Here is a 21,741-nt window from a genome sequence, read left to right on the forward strand (position 1 = left end):
CAAACGGGTTATCCACAGCCGTCACGGCTTCTGCCGATCGAGCTTCTTCAGAAACACCGTCATTTCCTTCTCGGCCTGCTTGTCGCCATGGGCCCGGGCCGCTTCCAGACCCTGCTCCCAGGCCTGCCGCGCAGCCGCCAGATCACCCAGCGCCAGTTGCGCCTTGCCCAGCAGTTTCCAAGCAGCCGAATACTTCGGATCGAAGCCGACACACCGCTGGAAATGCTCGGCCGCCTTCGCGTTTTCTCCCAGATCCAGATAACCCTTGCCGAGTCCGAAGCGCAGCAGCGAGTTATCCACACCCTTGGCGAGCATTTTTTCCAGGGATTCGATCATCGGTCTCGCCTCTTGATCGCTCAGAAGAAACTCAGGCCCACGTGGAACAGCTTCTCCACATCGCGAATGTGCTTTTTATCCACAAGGAACAGGATCACATGGTCGCCCGCTGCGATCACCGTGTCGTCATGGGCGATGATCACTTCTTCATCGCGGATAATCGCGCCGATGGTGGTGCCCGGCGGCAGTGCGATGTTTTCGATGGCCTTGCCGATGACCTTGCTCGACTTCGAATCGCCATGAGCCACCGCTTCGATGGCCTCAGCCGCGCCCCGGCGCAGGGAGTGCACGCTGACGATATCGCCGCGCCGCACGTGAGCCAGCAAGGTACCGATGGTCGCCAGTTGCGGGCTGATGGCGATGTCGATGTCGCCGCCCTGGATCAGATCGACGTAGGCCGGGTTGTTGATGATCGTCATCACCTTCTTCGCCCCCAGACGCTTGGCCAGCAGCGACGACATGATGTTGGCTTCGTCATCGTTGGTCAGCGCGAGGAAGATGTCCGCGTCGGCAATGTTCTCTTCCAGCAGCAGGTCGCGATCCGACGCACTGCCCTGCAGCACCACGGTGCTGTCGAGGGTGTCGGAGAGGTAGCGGCAGCGTGCCGGGTTCATCTCGATGATCTTCACCTGATAGCGGCTTTCGATGGCCTCGGCCAGGCGTTCGCCGATCTGCCCGCCGCCGGCGATGACGATGCGCTTGTAGGTTTCGTCGAGGCGGCGCATTTCGCTCATCACAGCGCGAATGTTCTCACGGGCGGCGATGAAGAAGACTTCGTCGTCGGCCTCGATCACCGTGTCGCCTTGAGGAAGAATCGGACGGTCGCGGCGGAAAATGGCGGCTACCCGGGTTTCCACATTCGGCATGTGCTCGCGCAACTGGCGCAGTTGCTGACCCACCAGCGGCCCGCCGTAGTAGGCGCGCACCGCGACCAGTTGCGCCTGGCCTTCGGCGAAGTCGATCACCTGCAAGGCGCCGGGGTGCTGGATCAGGCGCTTGATGTAGTTGGTGACGACCTGCTCGGGACTGATCAGCACGTCGACCGGAATCGCTTCGTTCTGGAACAGTTGCTCCTCGCGGGTCAGGTACGAGGCTTCGCGCACCCGGGCGATCTTGGTCGGGGTGTGGAACAGGGTGTGGGCGACCTGGCAGGCGACCATGTTGGTTTCGTCGCTGTTGGTCACCGCCACCAGCATGTCGGCGTCGTCGGCACCGGCCTGACGCAGCACGGTCGGCAGCGAGCCACGGCCCTGCACGGTGCGGATATCGAGGCGGTCGCCAAGGTCGCGCAGACGGTCGCCATCGGTGTCGACCACGGTGATGTCGTTGGCTTCGCTGGCCAGATGTTCAGCCAGCGAACCGCCGACCTGTCCCGCTCCGAGGATGATGATTTTCATCCAGTCACTCCGTTGAATCCGTTTAGCCGCGCGCGGCAGCGATCTTGATCAGCTTGGCGTAGTAGAACCCGTCATGCCCACCCTGCTGGGCCAGCAATTGGCGACCGTGGGGCTGTTTGATCCCGGCCTGCGTGGCCAGATCCAGTTCCCGGGCGCCCGGCGTGCGCTCAAGGAACGCGGCGATCACTTCGGTGTTCTCGGTCGGCAGGGTCGAGCAGGTGGCGTAGAGCAGGATGCCGCCCACTTCGAGGGTTTTCCACATGGCGTCAAGCAACTCGCCTTGCAGTTGCGCGAGGGCGGCGATGTCGTCGGCCTGGCGGGTCAGCTTGATGTCCGGATGACGACGGATCACCCCGGTGGCCGAGCACGGCGCGTCGAGCAGGATGCGCTGGAACGGTTTGCCGTCCCACCATGCGGCCGTGTCGCGACCGTCGGCGGCGATCAGTTCGGCGCTCAGACCGAGGCGTTCGAGGTTTTCCTTCACTCGCACCAGACGCTTGGCTTCCAGGTCCACCGCCACCACGCCGGCCAGTGCCGGTTCGGCTTCGAGGATGTGGCACGTCTTGCCGCCCGGCGCACAGCAGGCGTCCAGCACTCGCTGGCCCGGCGCGAGGTCGAGCAGGTCGGCGGCCAATTGTGCAGCTTCGTCCTGCACGCTGATCCAGCCTTCGGCGAAGCCTGGCAGGCTGCGCACATCGGCAGCGGCCTCCAGCACGATGCCGTCGCGGCTGAACGTACACGGCTGGGCGGCGATACCCGCTTCAGTCAGCAGACCGAGGTAGGCGTCGCGGCTGTGATGACGGCGATTGACCCGCAGAATCATCGGCGGATGTGCGTTGTTGGCTTCGCAGATCGCTTCCCACTGTTCAGGCCAGAAAGCCTTCAGGGATTTTTGCAGCCAGCGCGGGTGGGCGGTGCGCACCACCGGATCGCGTTCCAGTTCGGCGAAGATCGCCTCACTTTCACGCTGGGCATTGCGCAGCACGGCGTTGAGCAGACCTTTGGCCCAAGGCTTTTTCAACTTGTCGGCGCAACCGACGGTTTCGCCGATGGCGGCGTGTGGCGGAACGCGGGTGTAGAGCAGTTGATAAAGACCGACCAGCAGCAACGCCTCGACATCGGCGTCCGCCGCTTTGAACGGCTTCTGCAGCAGCTTTTCCGCCAGTGCCGACAAACGTGGTTGCCAACGGGCGGTGCCAAATGCCAGATCCTGAGTGAAGCCGCGATCGCGATCCTCGACCTTGTCCAGCTGCGTCGGCAGGGAGCTGTTGAGCGAAGCCTTGCCGCTCAGGACTGCGGCGAGTGCCTTGGCGGCGGCCAGACGCGGGTTCATTGCGCGTCCACCGCTACGCCCAGCACGGTGCCGGTGGCGAATTTCTCACGACGGCTGTTGAACAGATCGCTGAAGTTCAGCGCCTTGCCGCCGGGCAATTGCAGACGGGTCAGGCACAGCGCCTGATCGCCGCACGCGACGAGCAGGCCGTCCTTGCTGGCGCCGAGGATGGTGCCCGGTGCGCCTTTGCCGTCGGCCAGTGTTGCCGCCAGCACTTTCAGCGCTTCGCCGTTGAGCGTGCTGTGGGTGATTGGCCATGGGTTGAAGGCGCGGACCAGACGTTCCAGCTCAACGGCCGGGCGGCTCCAGTCGATGCGTGCTTCGTCCTTGTTCAGTTTGTGCGCGTAAGTGGCGAGCTCATCGTTCTGCACTTCGCCTTCCAGGGTGCCAGCGGCCAGACCGGCAATCGCTTGCACCACGGCAGGCGGGCCCATTTCGGCCAGGCGGTCGTGGAGGCTGCCGCCGGTGTCGTCGGCGCTGATCGGGGTCACGACTTTAAGCAGCATCGGCCCGGTATCGAGGCCGGCCTCCATGCGCATCACGGTCACACCGCTTTCGGCGTCGCCCGCTTCCACGGCGCGCTGGATCGGCGCCGCACCGCGCCAGCGTGGCAGCAGGGAGGCGTGGCTGTTGATGCAGCCCAGGCGCGGAATATCCAGCACCGCTTGCGGCAGGATCAGGCCGTAGGCAACCACCACCATCAAATCCGGTTTCAGCGCAGCAAGCTCGGCCTGAGCGTCAGCGTTGCGCAGGGTCGGTGGCTGCAACACCTGGATATTGTTTTCCAGGGCGAGCTGTTTGACCGGGCTCGGCATCAGTTTTTGCCCACGACCGGCCGGGCGATCCGGTTGGGTGTAGACCGCAACGATCTCGTAAGGGCTGTCCAGCAGGGCCTTGAGGTGTTCGGCGGCGAATTCCGGGGTGCCGGCAAAAACGATGCGCAGTGGCTCAGTCATGGGGGGAATCTCATAAAAAGAAAAAGGCTTGCCGCAGCAAGCCTTTGGAGAGGGGCATCAAGCGTTCTGGCGGTGCTGCTTTTCCAGTTTCTTCTTGATCCGGTCGCGTTTGAGCGTGGACAGGTAATCGACGAACAACTTGCCGTTGAGGTGGTCGCATTCGTGCTGGATGCACACCGCGAGCAGGCCTTCGGCGATCAGTTCGTAAGGCTTGCCGTCACGGTCCAGAGCCTTGATTTTGACCTTCTGCGGGCGGTCGACATTTTCGTAGAAGCCCGGCACCGAGAGGCAGCCTTCCTGGTATTGCTCCATTTCGTCGGTCAGCGGTTCGAACTCGGGGTTGATGAACACCCGGGGTTCGGTGCGGTCTTCGGAAAGGTCCATCACGACGATACGTTTGTGCACGTTGACCTGGGTCGCGGCGAGGCCGATGCCCGGCGCTTCATACATTGTTTCAAACATGTCATCGACCAGCTGACGCACTTCGTCGTCCACTACAGCCACAGGTTTGGCGATAGTGCGCAGACGCGGGTCCGGAAATTCGAGGATGTTCAAAATGGCCATAAGCTTGATTGCTGCACGTGTGAGGTAAAGTCGGGCGATGGCCTGGCGGGTCCGAAGATGCAGGCTACCGTTGTGAAACGTAGCTCCTTGCTTTCAAGCATAGAGCAGGGAGCGAGCCACGGGGGCTCTGGCGTTTCACGCGAACGCACATAATAAAGGGATTCACCGCATGAGGAAATCACTACTCGCCCTGCTGTTTCTGGCCTCGGCCGGCGCTGCGCACGGGCAAGTGCAACTCAAGGAAGGTTTTCCACAGCAATACACGGTGGTTTCGGGGGATACGCTCTGGGACATCTCCGGTAAATATTTGCGCGAACCCTGGCAGTGGCCACAGCTGTGGCGGGCCAATCCGCAGATCGAAAACCCCAACCTTATCTACCCCGGCGACACGCTCACGCTCAGTTACGTCAACGGCCAGCCGCGCCTGACCGTCAATCGCGGCGAGTCGCGCGGCACCATCAAGCTGTCGCCACGCATCCGTACCAGTCCGGTAGCGGAGGCGATTCCGAGCATTCCGCTCAAATCCATCAACAGCTTTCTGCTGAGCAACCGCATCGTCGACAAGGTCGAGGACTTCGACAAGGCGCCGTACATCGTCGCCGGCGATGCCGAGCGGGTGCTCAGCGGCACCGGCGACCGGATCTTTGCTCGCGGGCATTTCGACCCGAACCAGCCGGTCTACGGCATCTTCCGCCAGGGCAAGGTCTACACCGATCCGCAGAGCAAGGAGTTTCTGGGGATCAACGCCGACGATATCGGCGGCGGTGAAATCGTCGCCACCGAAGGCGACGTCGCTACCCTCGCCCTGCAACGCACCACACAGGAAGTGCGCCTCGGCGACCGTCTGTTCAGTGGCGAAGAGCGTTCGATCAACTCGACGTTCATGCCCAGCGCTCCCACCACCGACATCAATGGCCTGATCATCGACGTGCCACGCGGCGTCACGCAGATCGGCGCGATGGATGTAGTGACATTGAACAAGGGCAAGCGCGACGGTCTGGCCGAAGGCAACGTACTGGTGGTGATGAAAACCGGGGAAACCGTGCGTGACCGGATCACCGGCCAGCCGCTGAAAATCCCCGACGAGCGCGCCGGATTGCTGATGGTGTTCCGCACCTACGACAAGCTCAGTTATGGCCTGGTGTTGAACGCATCGCGCTCGCTGGCGGTGCTGGACAAGGTGCGAAATCCTTAGCTGGCTTCACAAGTTACCAACAGAGTTATCCACAGCTTGTTCCGAAAGGTTCGGGCCTTATAACGATCAAGGATGATCCATGATGATGCCTGTCTCTCCATCGGTTTCGCCGGCGGAGCTCGAAGCGCGCCTGCGCCTGCACCGCTTGCCGGAAATCGGTCCCAAGCGTTTCACCAAACTGCTCGAAGCCTTCGGCTGTGCCTCGAAGGCAATCAGCGCGCCCGCCAGCGCCTGGCGCTCGCTGGGTTTGCCGGCGGCTTGTGCCGAGGCCCGCCGCTGCCCTGAAGTTCGCGACGGCGCCAGCCACGCATTGCGCTGGCTAGAGCGGCCGGAGCAACATTTGTTGATGTGGGATCACCCGGATTACCCGGCTTTGCTGGCGCAGATTCCCGACCCGCCACCCTTGCTGTTCGTCGCTGGCGACCCACGGATCCTGGAAAAACCGCAACTGGCGATGGTCGGCAGTCGCCGCGCTTCGCGACCGGGCATGGACACCGCCACGGCATTTTCCCGCAGTCTGGCCGGAGCCGGTTTTGTCATCACCAGTGGCCTGGCGCTGGGCATCGATGCCGCCGTGCACCAAGGCGCGCTCGACGTTGGCGGGCAAACCGTGGGTGTGCTGGGCACCGGTCTGGAAAAATTTTATCCACAGCGCAACCGGCGGCTGGCGGACACGATGATTGCCTCGGGCAGTGCGTTGATTTCGGAGTTTCCACTGGACGCCGGGCCGACGGCGAGCAACTTCCCCAGGCGCAACCGGATCATCAGCGGCTTGTCACTCGGCGTACTGGTGGTCGAGGCCAGTGTTGCCAGCGGTTCGCTGATCACCGCGCGGCTGGCGGCGGAACAGGGTCGCGAGGTGTACGCCATTCCGGGTTCGATCCATCACCCCGGCGCCCGGGGTTGTCATCAGTTGATCCGTGATGGAGCGGTGCTGGTGGAAACCATCGAGCACATTCTCGAAGCCTTGCGTGGCTGGCAGCATCTGCCGGTATCCAGCGTCGCAGTGAATCCAGATAACCCGTTGCTGCGTCTGCTACACGCGGCGCCGCACACCAGCGAAGGCCTGGCCGACAGCAGTGGCTGGGCGTTGCCAAAAGTACTGGCGGCATTGACCGAACTGGAGATGGAGGGCCGCGCCGTGTGCGAAAACGGCCGCTGGTTTGCGCGGGTAAGCTAGGTTTTACATTGAAGATCGGTAAACTGCGCAAAACCTGTTTGCGGAGAGTTTTTCATGGTCAACAGTTGGCGTGTGCAACAAGCCGCACGAGAGATTCGCGCCGGGGCGGTGATTGCCTATCCAACCGAAGCCGTCTGGGGGCTGGGGTGCGATCCTTGGAATGAAGAAGCGGTGGATCGTCTGTTGGCGATCAAGAACCGATCGGTGGACAAGGGGTTGATTCTGGTCGCCGACAACATTCGTCAGTTCGACTTCCTGTTCGAGGACTTCCCCCAGGACTGGATCGATCGCATGGCCAGTACCTGGCCGGGCCCGAACACCTGGCTGGTGCCGCACCAGAACCTGTTGCCGGAATGGGTGACCGGGGTGCATGACACCGTGGCGCTGCGGGTCAGCGATCATCCGCAGGTGCGGGATCTGTGCTCGCTGGTCGGGCCGTTGATCTCGACCTCGGCCAATCCGCAGGGCCGGCCGGCGGCGAAGAGTCGCTTGCGGGTCGAGCAGTATTTCCGTGGTCAGGTCGATCTGGTGTTGGGTGGAGTGCTCGGTGGGCGCAAAAACCCGAGCCTGATTCGGGATCTGGCGACCGGCAGGGTTGTACGCCCGTCCTGAAATCCGAAAAGCCTGGTGGCGGGGAGCTTGCTCCCCGCCACCATCGGTTTTATGGCAACAGAACAGTCGAACCCGTCGTGCGCCGTGCCGACAACTCGGTCTGCGCCTTGGCCGCCTCAGCCAGTGGATAACGCTGGCTGATATCCACTTTCAGCTTGCCGCTGGTGATCATCCCGAACAGCTCATCCGCCATGCGTTGCAGGTTCTCTGCGTTGTTGGCGTAGGTCGCCAGCGTCGGCCGGGTCACGTACAGCGAACCTTTTGCCGCGAGAATCCCCAGGTTCACCCCGTCCACCGCACCCGAGGCGTTGCCGAAGCTCACCAACAGGCCACGGGGCGCCACGCTGTCCAGCGATGCCGGCCAGGTGTCCTTGCCGACGCCGTCATAGACCACCGGGACTTTCTTCCCTTCGGTCAATTCCAGCACCCGCTGGGCGACGTTTTCGTGGCTGTAGTCGATGGTTTCCCAGGCGCCATGGGCCTTGGCCAATTCGGCTTTCGCTTGCGAGCTGACGGTGCCGATCAGCTTCACGCCCAAAGCCTTGGCCCATTGGCAGGCGAGCAAGCCGACACCGCCGGCCGCCGCGTGGAACAGAATGGTTTCGCCGCCCTTGAGTTCATAGGTCTGGCGCAGCAGGTACTGCACGGTCAGGCCCTTGAGCATCACACCGGCCGCGGTTTCAAAGCTGATGGCGTCCGGCAGGTGCACCAGATTCGCTTCGGGCAGGACGTGGACATCGCTATAAGCACCCAGTGGACCACTGCCATAAGCCACGCGGTCACCGACCTTGAACCGGGTGACCTCGCTGCCCACTGCTTCGACGATGCCCGCGCCTTCCGCCCCCAAACCCGACGGCAAGGCCGGTGGCGCGTACAAACCGCTGCGGTAGTAGGTGTCGATGAAGTTCAGACCGATGGCCTTGTTGCTCACGCGAACCTGCTGCGGGCCGGGTTCGGCGGGCTGATAGTCAACGTATTCGAGCACTTCGGGGCCGCCGTGGGCGCGGAACTGGATTCGCTTGGCCATCTGCCTACTCCTTGGGATGATTTGGAAGGCCCCTATCGAACCCCCATGCTTGATCTTCGTCAACTGCGGTGTGCCGGCCTGCGATGGTATGCTACGCGCCCATTTGCGCCGCCCCCCTTGCCCACGGGGTGATGCCCGATCCAAGGTGATGCCATGACGACCCGCACCGACGCCGTAAAGGCCTATCTGCTCGACCTGCAAGACCGCATCTGCGCCGCGCTGGAAACTGAAGACGGCGGCACGCGCTTCGTCGAAGACGCCTGGACTCGTGCGGCCGGCGGCGGCGGTCGCACCCGGGTGATCGAGAACGGCACGGTGATCGAAAAGGGCGGCGTCAACTTTTCCCACGTCTTCGGCAGCGGTCTGCCACCGTCCGCCAGCGCCCATCGACCGGAACTGGCCGGGCGCGGTTTCGAAGCCCTCGGCGTGTCGTTGGTGATCCACCCGCACAACCCGCATGTGCCGACGTCCCACGCCAACGTGCGTTTTTTCATCGCCGAGAAGGAAGGTGAAGAACCGGTCTGGTGGTTCGGCGGTGGCTTCGACCTGACCCCGTACTACGGCAACGAGGAAGACTGCATCCACTGGCACCGCGTCGCCGAGCAGGCCTGCGCGCCGTTCGGCCCGGACGTCTACCCGCGCTACAAGGCCTGGTGCGACACCTATTTCCACATCAAGCATCGCCACGAGCCGCGCGGCATCGGCGGCCTGTTCTTCGATGACCTGAACGAGTGGGACTTCGACACCAGTTTCGCCTTCATGCGCGCCATCGGCGATGCGTACATCGACGCTTACCTGCCGATCGTGCAACGGCGCAAGAACGACGCCTTCACCGCCAAACAGCGCGAGTTCCAGGAATTCCGCCGCGGTCGCTACGTCGAGTTCAACCTGGTTTACGACCGTGGCACCCTGTTCGGCCTGCAATCGGGCGGGCGCACCGAGTCGATCCTGATGTCGCTGCCGCCGCAAGTGCGTTGGGCCTACGACTGGAAAGCCGAGCCGGGCAGCGAAGAAGCGCGCCTGACCGAGTACTTCCTGCAAGACCGCGACTGGCTGGCCCGGGCCTGAGGATTTCCGATGGATCGTTACGTCGTTTTCGGTAACCCGATCGGCCACAGCAAGTCGCCGATGATTCACAAACTGTTCGCCGAACAGACCGGGCAAAGCCTCGATTACAGCATCCTGCTGGCACCGCTCGACGATTTTTCCGGTTGCGCCACGGCGTTTTTCCAGGACGGTCGCGGTGCCAACGTGACCGTTCCGTTCAAGGAAGATGCCTGCCGCTTGGCCAACAGCCTGACCGACCGTGCCCAACGCGCCGGCGCGGTGAACACTTTGAGCAAACTGGCCGACGGCACCTTGCTCGGTGATAACACCGACGGTGCCGGGCTGGTGCGGGACCTGACGGTCAACGCCGGGTTCAGCCTCACCGGCAAACGCATTCTGCTGCTCGGCGCCGGTGGCGCGGTGCGCGGTGCGCTGGAGCCGTTGCTGGCGGAAAAACCGGCCTCGGTGATCATCGCCAACCGCACGGTGGACAAGGCCGAGCTGCTGGCCGAACTGTTCTGTGATCTGGGGCCGGTGTCGGCCAGTGGTTACGACTGGTTGCGCGAACCGGTAGACGTAATCATCAACGCCACGTCTGCCAGCCTCACCGGCGATGTGCCGCCGATTGCCCCAAGCCTGATCGAGCCGGGCAAGACGCTGTGCTACGACATGATGTACGGCAAGGAGCCAACCGCGTTTTGCCGCTGGGCCAGCGAGCACGGCGCAGGCGTGGTGATGGATGGTTTGGGCATGCTGGCCGAACAGGCTGCCGAAGCCTTTTTCCTGTGGCGTGGCGTACGTCCCGACACTGCGCCGGTACTGGCGGAATTGCGTCGGCAGTTGGCGCTGTAAGGCGCCCTCAGTCCTCGAAGCGGATCGGGCATTTCTCCGGCCCTTCGAGTTTGCGCAATTCCTCCACCACCTGCGGTCGCGCCTGACGCAAGGTCAGGCTGCGGTCCTGGCGCAGCAGGCGCCGGGCTTCCTGATGGAGCATTTCCACGCCGGAATAGTCGATGAAGTTGATCTGCTGCGCCTCGATCACCACCCGCGCGCCGTGCATCCGTTGCAGGCGCACTTGCAGGTAGTGGCTGGCGCCGAAAAAGATCGAGCCGCCGACCCGTAGCACATCGTCCTCGCCATCACGCCAATGCTGCACCCTCGGCTGCGACGTGCGCTTTAGGTAGAAAAACAGCGACGCCAGCACCCCGGCGTAAATGGCCGTCTGCAATTCCAGCAGCAACGTGGCGACGCAGGTCAGGCTCATCACCACGAACTCGGCCCGGCTGACCCGCAGCAACGCACGAATGCCGCGATGATCCACCAGTCCCCAGGCGATCAGCAGAATGCTGCCGGCCATGGCCGGGATCGGAATATGCGCGATCAGTCCGGCACCGAAAATCGCGAACAACGCCACCCACAACGCCGAAAACACCCCGGCCAGCGGCGAACAGGCCCCTGCCTCATAGCTCAGCCCGGAACGGGTGAACGAGCCGGCGGACAACGATCCCGAAAAGAACGCCCCGACAATGTTCGACAGCCCCTGCGCGCGGACTTCCTGGTTAGCGTCGAGCAGCTGTTGCGAGCGCGCGGAAATCGAACGGGCAATCGACAGGCTGGTGACCAGCCCGAGCATGCCCACTGCCACGGCGCTGGGCAGCAGGCGCAGGATCAGGTCCATATCCAGTGGCAATCCACTGAACGGCGGCAAGCGCCCGACAAACGCGCTGACCAAGTGAACGTGACCAAACATCGCCGGCCACAGCCACACCACCAGACTGCCGAGCACCAAGGTCATCAACAGCGTCGGCCAACGTGGCAGCCATTGTTTGAGCAACGCACCGACCACCACCGTGGCGACACCGAGGACCAGCGACGGTTTATCCACAGCCCCGAGATGACGCAGCAGGTCCATCAGGCTGGCCAGCGCCGTGGCCTTGGCCGGCAGATCCAGCCCCAGCAGATTCGGCAACTGGCCGATGGCAATCACCACCGCCGCGCCGAGGGTGAAACCCAGCACCACGGAATGCGAGACGAAATTCACCAGCGCGCCGAAGCGCAACAGACCGAGCAGCCACTGGAAAATCCCCGCCAGGAACGTCAGCAGCAGGATCAAGGTGATGTAGTCCTGCGACGCCGGCACGGCCAGTGGACTGACACTGGCGAACAGCACAATCGAAATCGCGGCCGTCGGCCCGCAAATCAGATGCCACGACGAGCCCCACAGACAAGCGATCAACACCGGAACGATGGCGGCGTAGAGCCCGTATTCCGGTGGGAGACCGGCGATCAATGCGTAGGCAATCGACTGGGGCAACGCGAGAATCGCCCCGCTGAGACCGACGACCAGGTCTCGCCCGACGCTGGCGCGGGTCTGCCGGGGCAGCCAGGCCAGAAAGGGGAAAAGTGAGCGGCGGCTGGGGAGGGCCATGGATCCTCTCGGTTTGGGATTGGTGGTGTGTGAAGGGTATCAGGGTGTCAGTCAGGAAAAGCCCCCTCACCCTAACCCTCCCGAAACGTCGGACCGCCCGGAGGGAGAGGGGACTGACCGAGGTGTCTGTTCGAAATCCATCGACCTGAAAGTCTTCAGTCGAACTCAGGTTCTGAAACCAACGACGGTCAGCTCCCTTTCCCCCTCGCCCCCTTGGGGGAGAGGGTTGGGGTGAGGGGGAAAAGATCTAAAGCGAACTCAGACCTTCAGCACACCGCGATCAAAGCTTCGCTTTAACCGCCGCCAATGCATCTTTGCCATCCACCGTCTTCACGCCATCAAGCCATTTGTCCAACACCGCCGGGTTCGCCTTGATCCACGTCTTCGCCGCATCGGCATTGCTGACCTTCTTGTTCACCACCTCGGCCATGATGCTGTTCTCCATCTCCTGAGTGAACGAAAGATTGGTCAGCAATTTACCCACATTCGGACAGGCCTCGGCGTAGCCCTTGCGGGTCAGGGTGTAGACGCTGCCGGTGTCGCCAAAGTACTTCTCGCCGCCCTTGAGGTAATGCATTTTCAGCTGCACGTTCATCGGGTGCGGGGTCCAGCCGAGGAAGGTGACGAATTTCTGCTTCTTCACCGCCCGCGAGACTTCGGCCAGCATCGCCTGTTCGCTGGACTCGATCAGCTTCCACTGGCCCAGGTCGAAGTCGTTTTTCTTGATGATCTCTTGCAGCGAGATGTTCGCCGGTGCGCCGGAGCCGATGCCGTAGATCTTCTTCTCGAATTTATCGGCGTACTTATTCAGGTCGGCGAAGTTATGCACACCCGCATCCCACACGTAATCCGGCACGGCCAGGGTGAATTCGGTGCCGTCGAGATTCTTCGCCAGTTGGGTGACATCGCCGGTGGCGACGAACTTGTCGTAGAAGCCCTGCTGCGCCGGCATCCAGTTGCCGAGGAATACGTCGACCTGGCCATCCTTCAAGCCGCCGAAGGTGATCGGCACTGCGAGGGTGTCGATCTTGGCCTTGTAGCCCATGCCATCCAGCAGAAAACCGGTGATGGCGTTGGTCGCGGCGATGTCGCTCCAGCCGGGATCGGCCATTTTCACCGTGTCGCAGCTCTCGGCGAACGCGGATGCGCTGCCCAGTGCCAGCAGGCTGACTGTCACGACTGTGGATAACTTGACCATGGACTTCCCCTTGACGTTATTGGTTTTGGCAGGGTTGTGGATAACGGGCCTTGCGCTCCAGGTCATCGAGGTCGATGTGGTTGCGCATGTACTGCTGACTGGCGTCCACCAGCGGCTGGTGATCCCAGCTCTTGAGCTTGCCGATCGTCAGCGCCTCGGCAACGAAGCGCCGGCGCCGCTGACTTTCGAGCACCTCGCGGTGGATCGTCGGAATGTCCCATCTGGCCCGTGCTTCGGCGAGAAAATCGTCGAACAGCTGACGATGTTGCGGTGATTGGCTGAGTTCTTCGAGTTCACGCGGATCGTTGTGCACATCGAAGAGCAGGCAAGGGTCGCTTTCGCTGTAGATGAATTTGTACGCGCCGCGACGGATCATCATCAACGGGCTGATCGTGCCTTCGGCCATGTATTCGCCGAACACTTCGTCATGACCGCCCTGCCCGTGCAGGTGCGGGACCAGCGAACGACCGTCCAGCGGCAGGTTCGGTTCCAGGCTGCCGCCGGCCAGTTCGACCAAGGTCGGCAACAGGTCGGCGGTGGACACGGCGGCGCTGACTCGGCCCGCAGTGAACTGCCCGGGGGCAGTTATCAACAGGGGCACACGCGCTGCCATCTCGAACCAGTGCATTTTGTACCAGAGGCCTTTCTCGCCCAGCATGTCGCCATGGTCGCCGGAGAACACGATGATGGTGTCATCGATCAGCCCGGTATCTTCGAGGGTTTGCAGGAGTTTGCCGACGTTCATGTCGATATAGCTGCACGCGCCGAAATACGCCCGGCGCGCATCGCGAATCTTATCCACAGGCAGCGGTTTGTCCCACAGGTCGTAGACCTTGAGCAAACGCTGGGAATGCGGATCAAGGGAATGTTGATCCGGCGTCGTCGGAAGCGGGATATCCGCATCGTCGTACAAGTCCCAGAACGCCTTGGGAATCGTGTACGGATCGTGAGGGTGAGTCATCGACACGGTCAGGCAAAACGGCTGGTCACCGTCCTCGCGAATGTGGTCGAACAGGTATTGCTGCGCCTTGAACACCACCTCTTCGTCGAAGTCGAGCTGGTTGGTGCGCACGCACGGCCCGGCCTGCAGCACCGAGGACATGTTGTGATACCAGCTCGGCCGCACATCGGGTTCATCCCAGTTCACCGCCCAGCCATAGTCGGCCGGGTAGATGTCGCTGGTCAGGCGTTCTTCGTAGCCGTGCAGTTGATCCGGCCCGCAGAAATGCATCTTGCCCGACAGTGCGGTGCGATAGCCGAGACGGCGCAGGTAATGGGCGTAGGTCGGAATGTCGGCGGGGAAATCGGCGGCGTTGTCGTAGGCGCCGATCTTGCTCGGCAACTGGCCGCTGACCAGGGTGAAACGCGACGGTGCGCACAGCGGGCTGTTGCAGTACGCGGCATCGAACACCACGCCCTGTTCGGCGAGGCGGCTGAGATTCGGCAGTTTGATCGGCGACGGGCCGTAGAACGGCAACATTGGCGCGGCCATTTGATCGGCCATGATGAAGAGAATGTTCTTGCGCTTCATGTGATCGCGGCATTCCATAGTGAATATTTATGCGACATTGCTGTGAATGAGCATGGATTCCACGCAATATCCCGTAAAGCCCGCGCCGGACAATGACTAGGATAAGCACAGCTTATGTATGAAGCTCTCGGTGATTTGTCGCTGGACCTGCTGCGTGCCTTTGAGGCGGCGGCTCGTCATCGCAGTTTTACCGCTGCAGCGGTGGAACTCGGCACGACGCAACCGGCCATCAGCCAGCAGATCAAACGGCTGGAGGAACAGCTCGGAACGCGGTTGTTCGACCGGATCTACCGAGGTATCGGGCTGACTGAGGTCGGTTCGATTCTTTTTGAGCAAGTCACCCTCGGTTTACAGAACATCGACGCAGGATTGAGCGCGATCAGCGCACAACAGCAACATGAAGTGCTGCAGGTCGCCACCGATTTTGCCTTCGCCGCGTACTGGCTGATGCCGCGCCTGCACCGTTTCCATGAAGCTTATCCACAGGTCGACGTCAGCCTGGTGACCAGCGAGCGCAATCACCACATGCTGCGCACGGATATCGATGTTGCCGTGCTGTTTGGCGACGGTCGCTTCAAACAGGGCGAAAGTCACTGGTTATTCAGCGAAGAAGTATTTCCGGTGTGCAGTCCGCAATTGCTCAGGGATCGCGCTCTGCCCTTGCCGGCCCAAGCGCTGCTGGAGTTTCCACTGCTGCACCTGCGTGGGGAAAACAGCAGCAACTGGTTCGACTGGAGCGGGCTGTTCCGCGAGTTGAACATCAGCACGCCGCCAGCGCCGGGCCAGCTGCGCTTCGACAATTACACCCTGCTGATTCAGGCGGCGATTGGCGGTCAGGGTGTAGCCATCGGCTGGCGTCACCTTGTGGATAACTTGCTCACTCAAGGTCTGTTGTGCCGGCCCATCGCCGAAACCACACTGTCGCGCCTCGGTTATTACGTGGTGTTGCCGCAGCGCAAACGCCGGGGCGCGTTGATTCAGACGTTCGTGGAATGGCTGATGGCCGAACAGGCCAGCAGCGCCGAATCCCTGGCCGGGCTGCCGCTGCCGTCGATTGCGGTGTAACGGATCAAAAGGCGGCGACAAAATCCACGTGCTGACGCAGATGCAGATTCAGCCGCAGTTCATCGGCAATCCCCACCGCCACCCGGTTCAGGCGCTCCAGCGGTTCTGCCAGACCCGGTTCAAGCGTGCGGCCGACCTGGCTGAAATGCTCGATCGTCAGCCCGGCGACGCTGCGCGGTGCGTTCACCAGCGTCCAGTGCAGCGGGCTGCTTTGCAGGGCTTCGCGCACCTCTTGAGCGGCGTGGCGTTGCAGCGGGTCGGCGTTTTCCGGATCGTCCAGGGCTTCGAATTCGCCGATGACAAACAGCCGCGAGACGTTCGCTGCCTGCAGCCCGTCGATCAGTGCATCCACCGCCAGCACCTGTTCCACCGGCCCCAGCACCACGGATTTCTCAATGTGATCGCTGCTCAGCGGCAGGCCCGGCGCATTGAGCAGGCAGATCACCGCCGAACTGCCAGCCACGCTCTGATTGACCCGCTCGGCATCGAGCAGGTCGCCGCTTTTGGTACGCAGTCCCGGCCGTGGCGCGAGCGCCGTCAAATCGTCGAGGATGGCGATGACTTCATGCTGGCGACGCAGCAGTTCAGCCATCAACGCACTGCCCAGGCTACTCATGGCACCATAGAGCACCACTTTCACCGCCGGGGTTTCGGCATTTTTCATGGCTGAGGTCCCGTTTGTTTTCCCTTGTATGGCGTGTGACATACGGGCAACGCCGAGGGTTCGAACTGATTCAGAGGGTTTGCGATGCAGACGATCAAGGGCTATCACGCCCATGTTTATTTCGATGCCAGCACCATTGAACAGGCGCGGGCGCTGTGTGAGCAGGCCGCGCAATTATTCCCGTTGAAGATGGGCCGTGTGCACGAGCGTCCGGTCGGCCCGCATCCGGACTGGAGCTGCCAGCTGGCCTTCGGGCCGGAACTGATCGGCGACGTGCTGCCGTGGCTGGCGCTCAATCGCAAGGGGTTGGTGGTGTTCCTGCACCCGGATACCGGTGATGATTTGCTTGACCACACCGAGCACGCGATCTGGATGGGCGCTATGCGGCCGCTGGATCTGTCTGTTTTTTGATCAGAGTGTTTCTTCGGGCTCCCCCGGCAAATGCTCATCCAGGTGCAGCCACGGCAATTGGCTGTCAGTCCAGATGTGCCGCTGCGCAGCGGCCAGCTCCGGGTGATCGAGGGTGGCGACCGTCAGATCGATGCTTTCGGGACTGAGCAACGTCACCAGCGCCAGTTGCGCGCCGCAGTTCGGGCAGAAGAACCGTGCGCAACTGGGCGACGAGTCGTAGCGCGAAGGGGTCCCGGCCAGCCACTGGAAGTTTGCTGCCGGTACCGTGATCCAGGTGGTGACGATACCGCCGCTGACCCGCCGACAAATCGAACAATGGCAGTGGGCAATGTCGTGCAATGTCCCACTGAACTGATAGCGGATATGTCCGCAATGGCAGCCACCGCTGTGCAATTCACCCATCGCCCCACCCTCCCGTTCCCGTGTTCATTGACTCTAGCCGCATCCGACGGCCGGTTGGCCGTTCGCATCGAAGCTTTCATCCGCGAAAGCTGGCTGAAAGGTTGCCCCATTAGGATCGCCGCCACTACCGGCAACAGACCGGTTGGCCACGCGTGTGATTGCTTGCACGTCAGGCCCTATTAACAACAACAATGGTGATTCTGATGTCCTCTGTAACCCGCCTCCTCGCTGCAACTCCGCCCGTACGTCTCGTGCTTCCCGTTCTGCGCTGATCCCGCCCGATCCGCCCATTCCCTAGCCGCACTACGCCTGGAGTATTCCCATGCTGACTTTCCTTGGCTTTGCCATGGTCATCACGTTCATGTTCCTGATCATGACCAAGCGCCTGTCCGCGCTGATCGCTCTGATCATCATCCCGATCCTGTTCGCCCTGTTCGGTGGCTTCGCGCCGAAGATCGGCCCGATGATGCTCGAAGGTATTACCAAGCTTGCGCCGACCGGCGTGATGCTGATGTTCGCCATTCTGTATTTCGCCCTGATGATCGACTCCGGCCTGTTCGACCCGGCCGTGCGCAAGATCCTCAAACTGGTCAAGGGCGACCCGCTGAAAGTTTCGGTCGGCACCGCCGTACTGGCGCTCGTCGTTTCCCTCGATGGTGACGGCGCGACCACTTACATGATCTGCGTGGCCGCCATGCTGCCGCTGTACAGCCGCATCGGCATGAGCCCGCGGATCATGGCGGGCCTGATCATCCTCGCCGGCGGCGTGATGAACATGACCCCCTGGGGCGGCCCGACCGCCCGTGCCGCCAGTGCGCTGCACGTGGACCCGTCGGACATCTTTGTACCGATGATCCCGGCCATGGGTGCCGGTGTGATCGCGATCCTGATCATTGCCTACTTCTACGGCAAACGTGAACGTGCGCGTCTGGGTGAGCTGCACCTGATCGGCGACGAGATCGATCACAGCGAAATCAGCGTGTCGCAGTTCCCGGATGCCCGTCGTCCGAAGCTGATCTGGTTCAACGGCCTGCTGACCCTGGCGCTGATGTGCACCCTGATCGCCGGCCTGCTGCCGCTGCCGGTGCTGTTCATGGTGGCGTTCAGTATTGCCATGATCGTCAACTACCCTTGCCTGCAGCAGCAGAAGGATCGGGTCGCGGCCCACGCCGGCAGTGTGCTGTCGGTGGTCAGTCTGATCTTCGCGGCGGGCATCTTCACCGGTATCCTGTCGGGCACCGGCATGGTCGATGCCATGTCGAAAAGCCTGCTGGCGGTGATCCCTGATTTCCTCGGCCCGTACCTGGCGGTGATCACGGCGCTGGTGAGCATGCCGTTCACGTTCTTCATGTCGAACGACGCGTTCTACTACGGTGTGTTGCCGGTACTGTCGGAAGCGGCCAGCCATTACGGCATCACCGCAGTGGAAATGGCCCGTGCCTCGATTGTCGGCCAGCCGGTTCACCTGCTGAGCCCACTGGTGCCGTCGACGTATCTGCTGGTCGCACTGGCCGGGATCGAGTTCGGCGATCACCAACGTTTCACCCTGAAGTGGGCAGTGCTGGTCTGCCTGTGCATACTGGTCGCAGCCTTGCTGTTGGGGACTTTCCCGCTGTTCAGCACTTTGTAACGGCATCAACTCACCAGAACGCCAGCTGCTTGCTGGCGTCCTGGTTTAACACACGCTCAAAGGAATACACATGGAATGGCTGACCAACCCTGAGATCTGGGTTGCCTTCTTCACCCTGACCGCCCTGGAGATCGTCCTGGGCATCGATAACATCATCATGATTTCGATCCTGGTCAGCCGCATGCCCAAACACATGCAACAGCGCACCCGGATCTTCGGTCTTGGCCTGGCCATGATCACGCGGATCCTGTTGCTGCTGTCGATCACCTGGGTCATGCGCCTCACCGCCGACCTGTTCGTAGTATTCGGCCAGGGCATTTCCGGGCGTGACCTGATCCTGTTCTTCGGTGGCCTGTTCCTGCTGTGGAAAAGCTCCCAGGAGATGTACCACGCGCTTGAAGGTGAAGATGAAACCGGCGACGAGCCTTCGGGCAAGGGCGGCAATTTCCTCTACACCATCATCCAGATCGCGATCATCGACATCGTGTTCTCGCTGGACTCGGTGATCACCGCCGTCGGCATGGTGTCCCACGTACCGGTGATGGTCGCGGCGATCATCGTGGCGGTGCTGGTGATGATGGCGGCCTCGGGCAAGATCAGCGAGTTCATCGACAAGCACCCGTCGCTGAAAATGCTCGCGCTGTCGTTCCTGCTGGTGGTCGGTACCGTGCTGATTGCCGAATCGTTCGACGTGCACGTTCCCAAAGGCTACGTCTACTTCGCCATGGCGTTCTCACTGGCGGTCGAAGCGATCAACATCAAGATGCGCACCGCCATCGCGAAAAAGAAGAAACAGCAGGATCCGGTAAAACTGCGCAAGGATATTCCGGGTCAGTAACTCGAACGCTGCGCAAAAGATCAAAGGGCCTTCGCGGGCCCTTTTTTCATGGCTGCATGAACCTGTTTTCATGACACTTTTGTTTCAATCCACGCTTTAGCTGTGCAATGCTGGCGCCGAGACCGTTAGCCAACTACAGCTTAAGTATTAAAAACGTAGAAACCGCGCGGTGCCGTCCACTTGCCCCACTGGGGCGCTGCTACTACAGGGGGTCTGCATGCTAACCCTGCTCAATCTGCTCTCTGCCGTGGCTCTGCTGATCTGGGGCACGCACATTGTCCGAACCGGCATCCTGCGGGTGTACGGCACCAATCTGCGCCACGTGATCGGTCAGAACATGTCCAGGCGCTGGCTGGCCTTTGTCGCCGGTATCGTCGTCACCGCGATGGTGCAGAGCAGCAACGCCACCGCCATGCTCGTGACGTCCTTTGTCGGTCAGGGCCTGATGGCGCTGACCCCGGCCCTGACTACCATGCTCGGCGCCGACGTCGGTACCGCGCTGATGGCGCGGGTGCTGACGTTCGATCTGTCGTGGCTGTCGCCGCTGCTGATTTTCCTCGGGGTGATTTTCTTTCTGTCGCGCAAACAGACTCGGCTGGGGCAGATGGGCCGTGTGGCCATCGGGCTGGGGCTGATCATTCTGGCGCTGCAATTGATCGTCGAAGCTGCCGGGCCGATCACTCATGCCAAGGGTGTGAAGGTGATTTTCGCCTCGCTGACCGGCGACATTCTCCTCGACGCTCTGGTCGGCGCGTTGTTCGCGATGATTTCCTACTCCAGCCTGGCCGCAGTGCTACTGACGGCGACCCTGGCCGGTGCCAATGTCATCAGCCTGCCGGTGGCGCTCGGTCTGGTGATCGGTGCCAATATCGGCAGCGGTGTGCTGGCATTCATGAGCACCAGCATGCAAAACGCCGCCGGCCGTCAGGTCGCGCTGGGCAGCCTGTTGTACAAGCTGATCGGGCTGCTGCTGATCATCCCGGTGCTAGATCCGCTGGTGCACTGGATCGACAGCCTCGATTACAGCCCTCAGGAAATGGTCATCGGCTTCCATCTGCTCTACAACACTGCGCGCTGCCTGATCCTGCTGCCGACGGTCGCCCCCATGGCGCGGCTGTGCGCCTGGCTGTTGCCGGAGCGTCCGGAGGTCAACGGCACCGCAAAACCGCGTCACCTCGACCTGACCGCCCTGGTCACGCCCAGCCTGGCGCTGGCCAACGCTGCCCGGGAAACCCTGCGCATGGGTGATCTGATCGACAACCTGCTGGACGCCACACAGGATGTGTTGCGTGGCAAGCAGACCGCCGTCACCCAGGAAGTGCGCAAACTGACCGATGACGTCGAAGCACTTTACAGCGCGATCAAGCTGTACCTGGCGCAGATGCCTCGGGAGGATCTCGGCGAGCAGGACAGTCGGCGCTGGGCGGAAATCATTGAACTGGCGATCAACCTCAAGCTTGCCAGCGATCTGATCGAACGCATGTTGCGCAAGATCCAGCAGCAGAAGACCTCGCAGCGCCGGTCATTTTCCGAAGACGGGCTGGAGGAACTGGCCGGGCTGCACAGTCAGTTGATCGCCAACCTGCGGCTGGGCTTGTCGGTGTTTCTCAGTGGCGACAAGGAAAGTGCTCGGCAGTTGTTGCGTGAGAAACGTCGCTTCCGCGCCCAGGAGCGCCGTCTGGCCCATGCCCATGTCAGCCGTTTGCAACGCAAGATCGTGCAAAGTATCGAGACCAGTTCGCTGCACCTTGAGTTGATTGCCGACATGAAACGATTGAATTCGCTGTTCTGCAGCAGCGCCTATGCGGTGCTGGAAACCTCCGATACCGGCGCGCTGGCGGCGGACGATATGGCGGACATCACGCATTCGCCTTGAACGTCTGGGGTTGTGGTCAGTCAGTAACTCAGCGTTCAGTCTCAAGGATGC

At 61.9% G+C, this 21,741-nt stretch carries 21 protein-coding genes; 10 read left to right on the top strand and 11 right to left on the bottom strand.

Annotated features, from left to right (window positions below):
* Positions 1–21: 21 nt before the first annotated feature.
* The 5 genes from C6Y56_RS00065 to def are packed head-to-tail and all read right to left on the bottom strand — an operon-like array spanning position 22 to position 4,586.
* Positions 22–336: a tetratricopeptide repeat protein gene (locus tag C6Y56_RS00065; protein ID WP_169428222.1), complete on the bottom strand. Its 315-nt coding sequence runs from the start codon at positions 334–336 to the stop codon at positions 22–24.
* A 20-nt stretch (positions 337–356) separates the two neighbouring features.
* The gene (trkA, locus tag C6Y56_RS00070) at positions 357–1,733 is read right to left on the bottom strand and encodes a Trk system potassium transporter TrkA (RefSeq protein ID WP_085713086.1); all 1,377 of its coding nucleotides are present in this window, start codon (positions 1,731–1,733) and stop codon (positions 357–359) included.
* Positions 1,734–1,755: 22 nt separating this feature from the next.
* On the bottom strand, positions 1,756–3,066 hold the full coding sequence (gene rsmB / locus C6Y56_RS00075) for a 16S rRNA (cytosine(967)-C(5))-methyltransferase RsmB (RefSeq protein ID WP_169428223.1): 1,311 nt from the start codon (positions 3,064–3,066) through the stop codon (positions 1,756–1,758).
* Positions 3,063–4,022: a methionyl-tRNA formyltransferase gene (fmt, locus tag C6Y56_RS00080; protein WP_169428224.1), complete on the bottom strand. Its 960-nt coding sequence runs from the start codon at positions 4,020–4,022 to the stop codon at positions 3,063–3,065. Before fmt ends, rsmB begins: the two co-directional genes overlap by 4 nt.
* A gap of 57 nt (positions 4,023–4,079) precedes the next feature.
* A complete protein-coding gene (def, locus tag C6Y56_RS00085) occupies positions 4,080–4,586 on the bottom strand; it encodes a peptide deformylase (protein ID WP_039764933.1) in 507 nt (168 codons plus the stop codon).
* Positions 4,587–4,755: 169 nt separating this feature from the next.
* On the opposite strand from def, the gene C6Y56_RS00090 reads away from it, so the two are divergent.
* From C6Y56_RS00090 to C6Y56_RS00100, 3 genes are all read left to right on the top strand, one after another.
* The gene (locus C6Y56_RS00090) at positions 4,756–5,781 is read left to right on the top strand and encodes a LysM peptidoglycan-binding domain-containing protein (RefSeq protein ID WP_007954103.1); all 1,026 of its coding nucleotides are present in this window, start codon (positions 4,756–4,758) and stop codon (positions 5,779–5,781) included.
* 79 nt (positions 5,782–5,860) lie between these two features.
* The gene (gene dprA, locus C6Y56_RS00095; RefSeq protein ID WP_169428225.1) at positions 5,861–6,961 is read left to right on the top strand and encodes a DNA-processing protein DprA; all 1,101 of its coding nucleotides are present in this window, start codon (positions 5,861–5,863) and stop codon (positions 6,959–6,961) included.
* Positions 6,962–7,015: 54 nt separating this feature from the next.
* Positions 7,016–7,573, top strand: coding sequence for an L-threonylcarbamoyladenylate synthase (locus C6Y56_RS00100; RefSeq protein ID WP_169428226.1), 558 nt, complete (start codon positions 7,016–7,018; stop codon positions 7,571–7,573).
* Between the two features lie 49 nt (positions 7,574–7,622).
* Here the strand turns inward: C6Y56_RS00100 and C6Y56_RS00105 are convergent, their stop codons facing one another.
* Positions 7,623–8,600, bottom strand: a complete 978-nt coding sequence (locus tag C6Y56_RS00105) for a quinone oxidoreductase family protein (protein ID WP_169428227.1) — start codon at positions 8,598–8,600, stop codon at positions 7,623–7,625.
* A gap of 153 nt (positions 8,601–8,753) precedes the next feature.
* On the opposite strand from C6Y56_RS00105, the gene hemF reads away from it, so the two are divergent.
* Positions 8,754–9,668 (top strand): oxygen-dependent coproporphyrinogen oxidase, encoded by a 915-nt coding sequence (gene hemF / locus C6Y56_RS00110; RefSeq protein WP_169428228.1) that lies wholly within the window; start codon positions 8,754–8,756, stop codon positions 9,666–9,668.
* 9 nt (positions 9,669–9,677) lie between these two features.
* Positions 9,678–10,499, top strand: a complete 822-nt coding sequence (gene aroE / locus C6Y56_RS00115; RefSeq protein ID WP_169428229.1) for a shikimate dehydrogenase — start codon at positions 9,678–9,680, stop codon at positions 10,497–10,499.
* A gap of 7 nt (positions 10,500–10,506) precedes the next feature.
* Here aroE and C6Y56_RS00120 read toward each other — a convergent pair whose 3' ends face one another.
* The 3 genes from C6Y56_RS00120 to betC form a co-directional block, all read right to left on the bottom strand.
* Complete coding sequence (locus C6Y56_RS00120; RefSeq protein WP_169428230.1) at positions 10,507–12,075, bottom strand: SulP family inorganic anion transporter; 1,569 nt, start codon at positions 12,073–12,075, stop codon at positions 10,507–10,509.
* Positions 12,076–12,355: 280 nt separating this feature from the next.
* Positions 12,356–13,273, bottom strand: a complete 918-nt coding sequence (choX, locus tag C6Y56_RS00125) for a choline ABC transporter substrate-binding protein (RefSeq protein ID WP_169428231.1) — start codon at positions 13,271–13,273, stop codon at positions 12,356–12,358.
* Between the two features lie 16 nt (positions 13,274–13,289).
* Complete coding sequence (gene betC, locus C6Y56_RS00130; protein ID WP_169428232.1) at positions 13,290–14,804, bottom strand: choline-sulfatase; 1,515 nt, start codon at positions 14,802–14,804, stop codon at positions 13,290–13,292.
* A gap of 114 nt (positions 14,805–14,918) precedes the next feature.
* On the opposite strand from betC, the gene C6Y56_RS00135 reads away from it, so the two are divergent.
* Entirely contained in the window at positions 14,919–15,869 is a 951-nt protein-coding gene (locus C6Y56_RS00135; RefSeq protein ID WP_169428233.1) for a choline sulfate utilization transcriptional regulator, read from the top strand.
* 4 nt (positions 15,870–15,873) lie between these two features.
* Here C6Y56_RS00135 and C6Y56_RS00140 read toward each other — a convergent pair whose 3' ends face one another.
* Complete coding sequence (locus C6Y56_RS00140) at positions 15,874–16,533, bottom strand: NAD(P)-dependent oxidoreductase (RefSeq protein ID WP_169428234.1); 660 nt, start codon at positions 16,531–16,533, stop codon at positions 15,874–15,876.
* A gap of 84 nt (positions 16,534–16,617) precedes the next feature.
* Between C6Y56_RS00140 and C6Y56_RS00145 the strand changes: the two genes are divergently transcribed.
* Positions 16,618–16,944 (top strand): DOPA 4,5-dioxygenase family protein, encoded by a 327-nt coding sequence (locus C6Y56_RS00145; protein ID WP_102688226.1) that lies wholly within the window; start codon positions 16,618–16,620, stop codon positions 16,942–16,944.
* Here C6Y56_RS00145 and C6Y56_RS00150 read toward each other — a convergent pair whose 3' ends face one another.
* Positions 16,945–17,346 (bottom strand): GFA family protein, encoded by a 402-nt coding sequence (locus C6Y56_RS00150; protein ID WP_169428235.1) that lies wholly within the window; start codon positions 17,344–17,346, stop codon positions 16,945–16,947. It lies immediately after the preceding gene.
* Between the two features lie 322 nt (positions 17,347–17,668).
* On the opposite strand from C6Y56_RS00150, the gene C6Y56_RS00155 reads away from it, so the two are divergent.
* From C6Y56_RS00155 to C6Y56_RS00165, 3 genes are all read left to right on the top strand, one after another.
* Entirely contained in the window at positions 17,669–18,976 is a 1,308-nt protein-coding gene (locus C6Y56_RS00155) for a CitMHS family transporter (protein WP_169428236.1), read from the top strand.
* Positions 18,977–19,046: 70 nt separating this feature from the next.
* Positions 19,047–19,814, top strand: coding sequence for a TerC family protein (locus tag C6Y56_RS00160; protein ID WP_169428237.1), 768 nt, complete (start codon positions 19,047–19,049; stop codon positions 19,812–19,814).
* A 217-nt stretch (positions 19,815–20,031) separates the two neighbouring features.
* Complete coding sequence (locus C6Y56_RS00165; protein WP_169428238.1) at positions 20,032–21,690, top strand: Na/Pi cotransporter family protein; 1,659 nt, start codon at positions 20,032–20,034, stop codon at positions 21,688–21,690.
* Positions 21,691–21,741 lie beyond the last annotated feature (51 nt).

The sequence above is a fragment of the Pseudomonas fluorescens genome (genome assembly GCF_012974785.1).
Lineage (GTDB): Bacteria > Pseudomonadota > Gammaproteobacteria > Pseudomonadales > Pseudomonadaceae > Aquipseudomonas > Aquipseudomonas fluorescens_BT.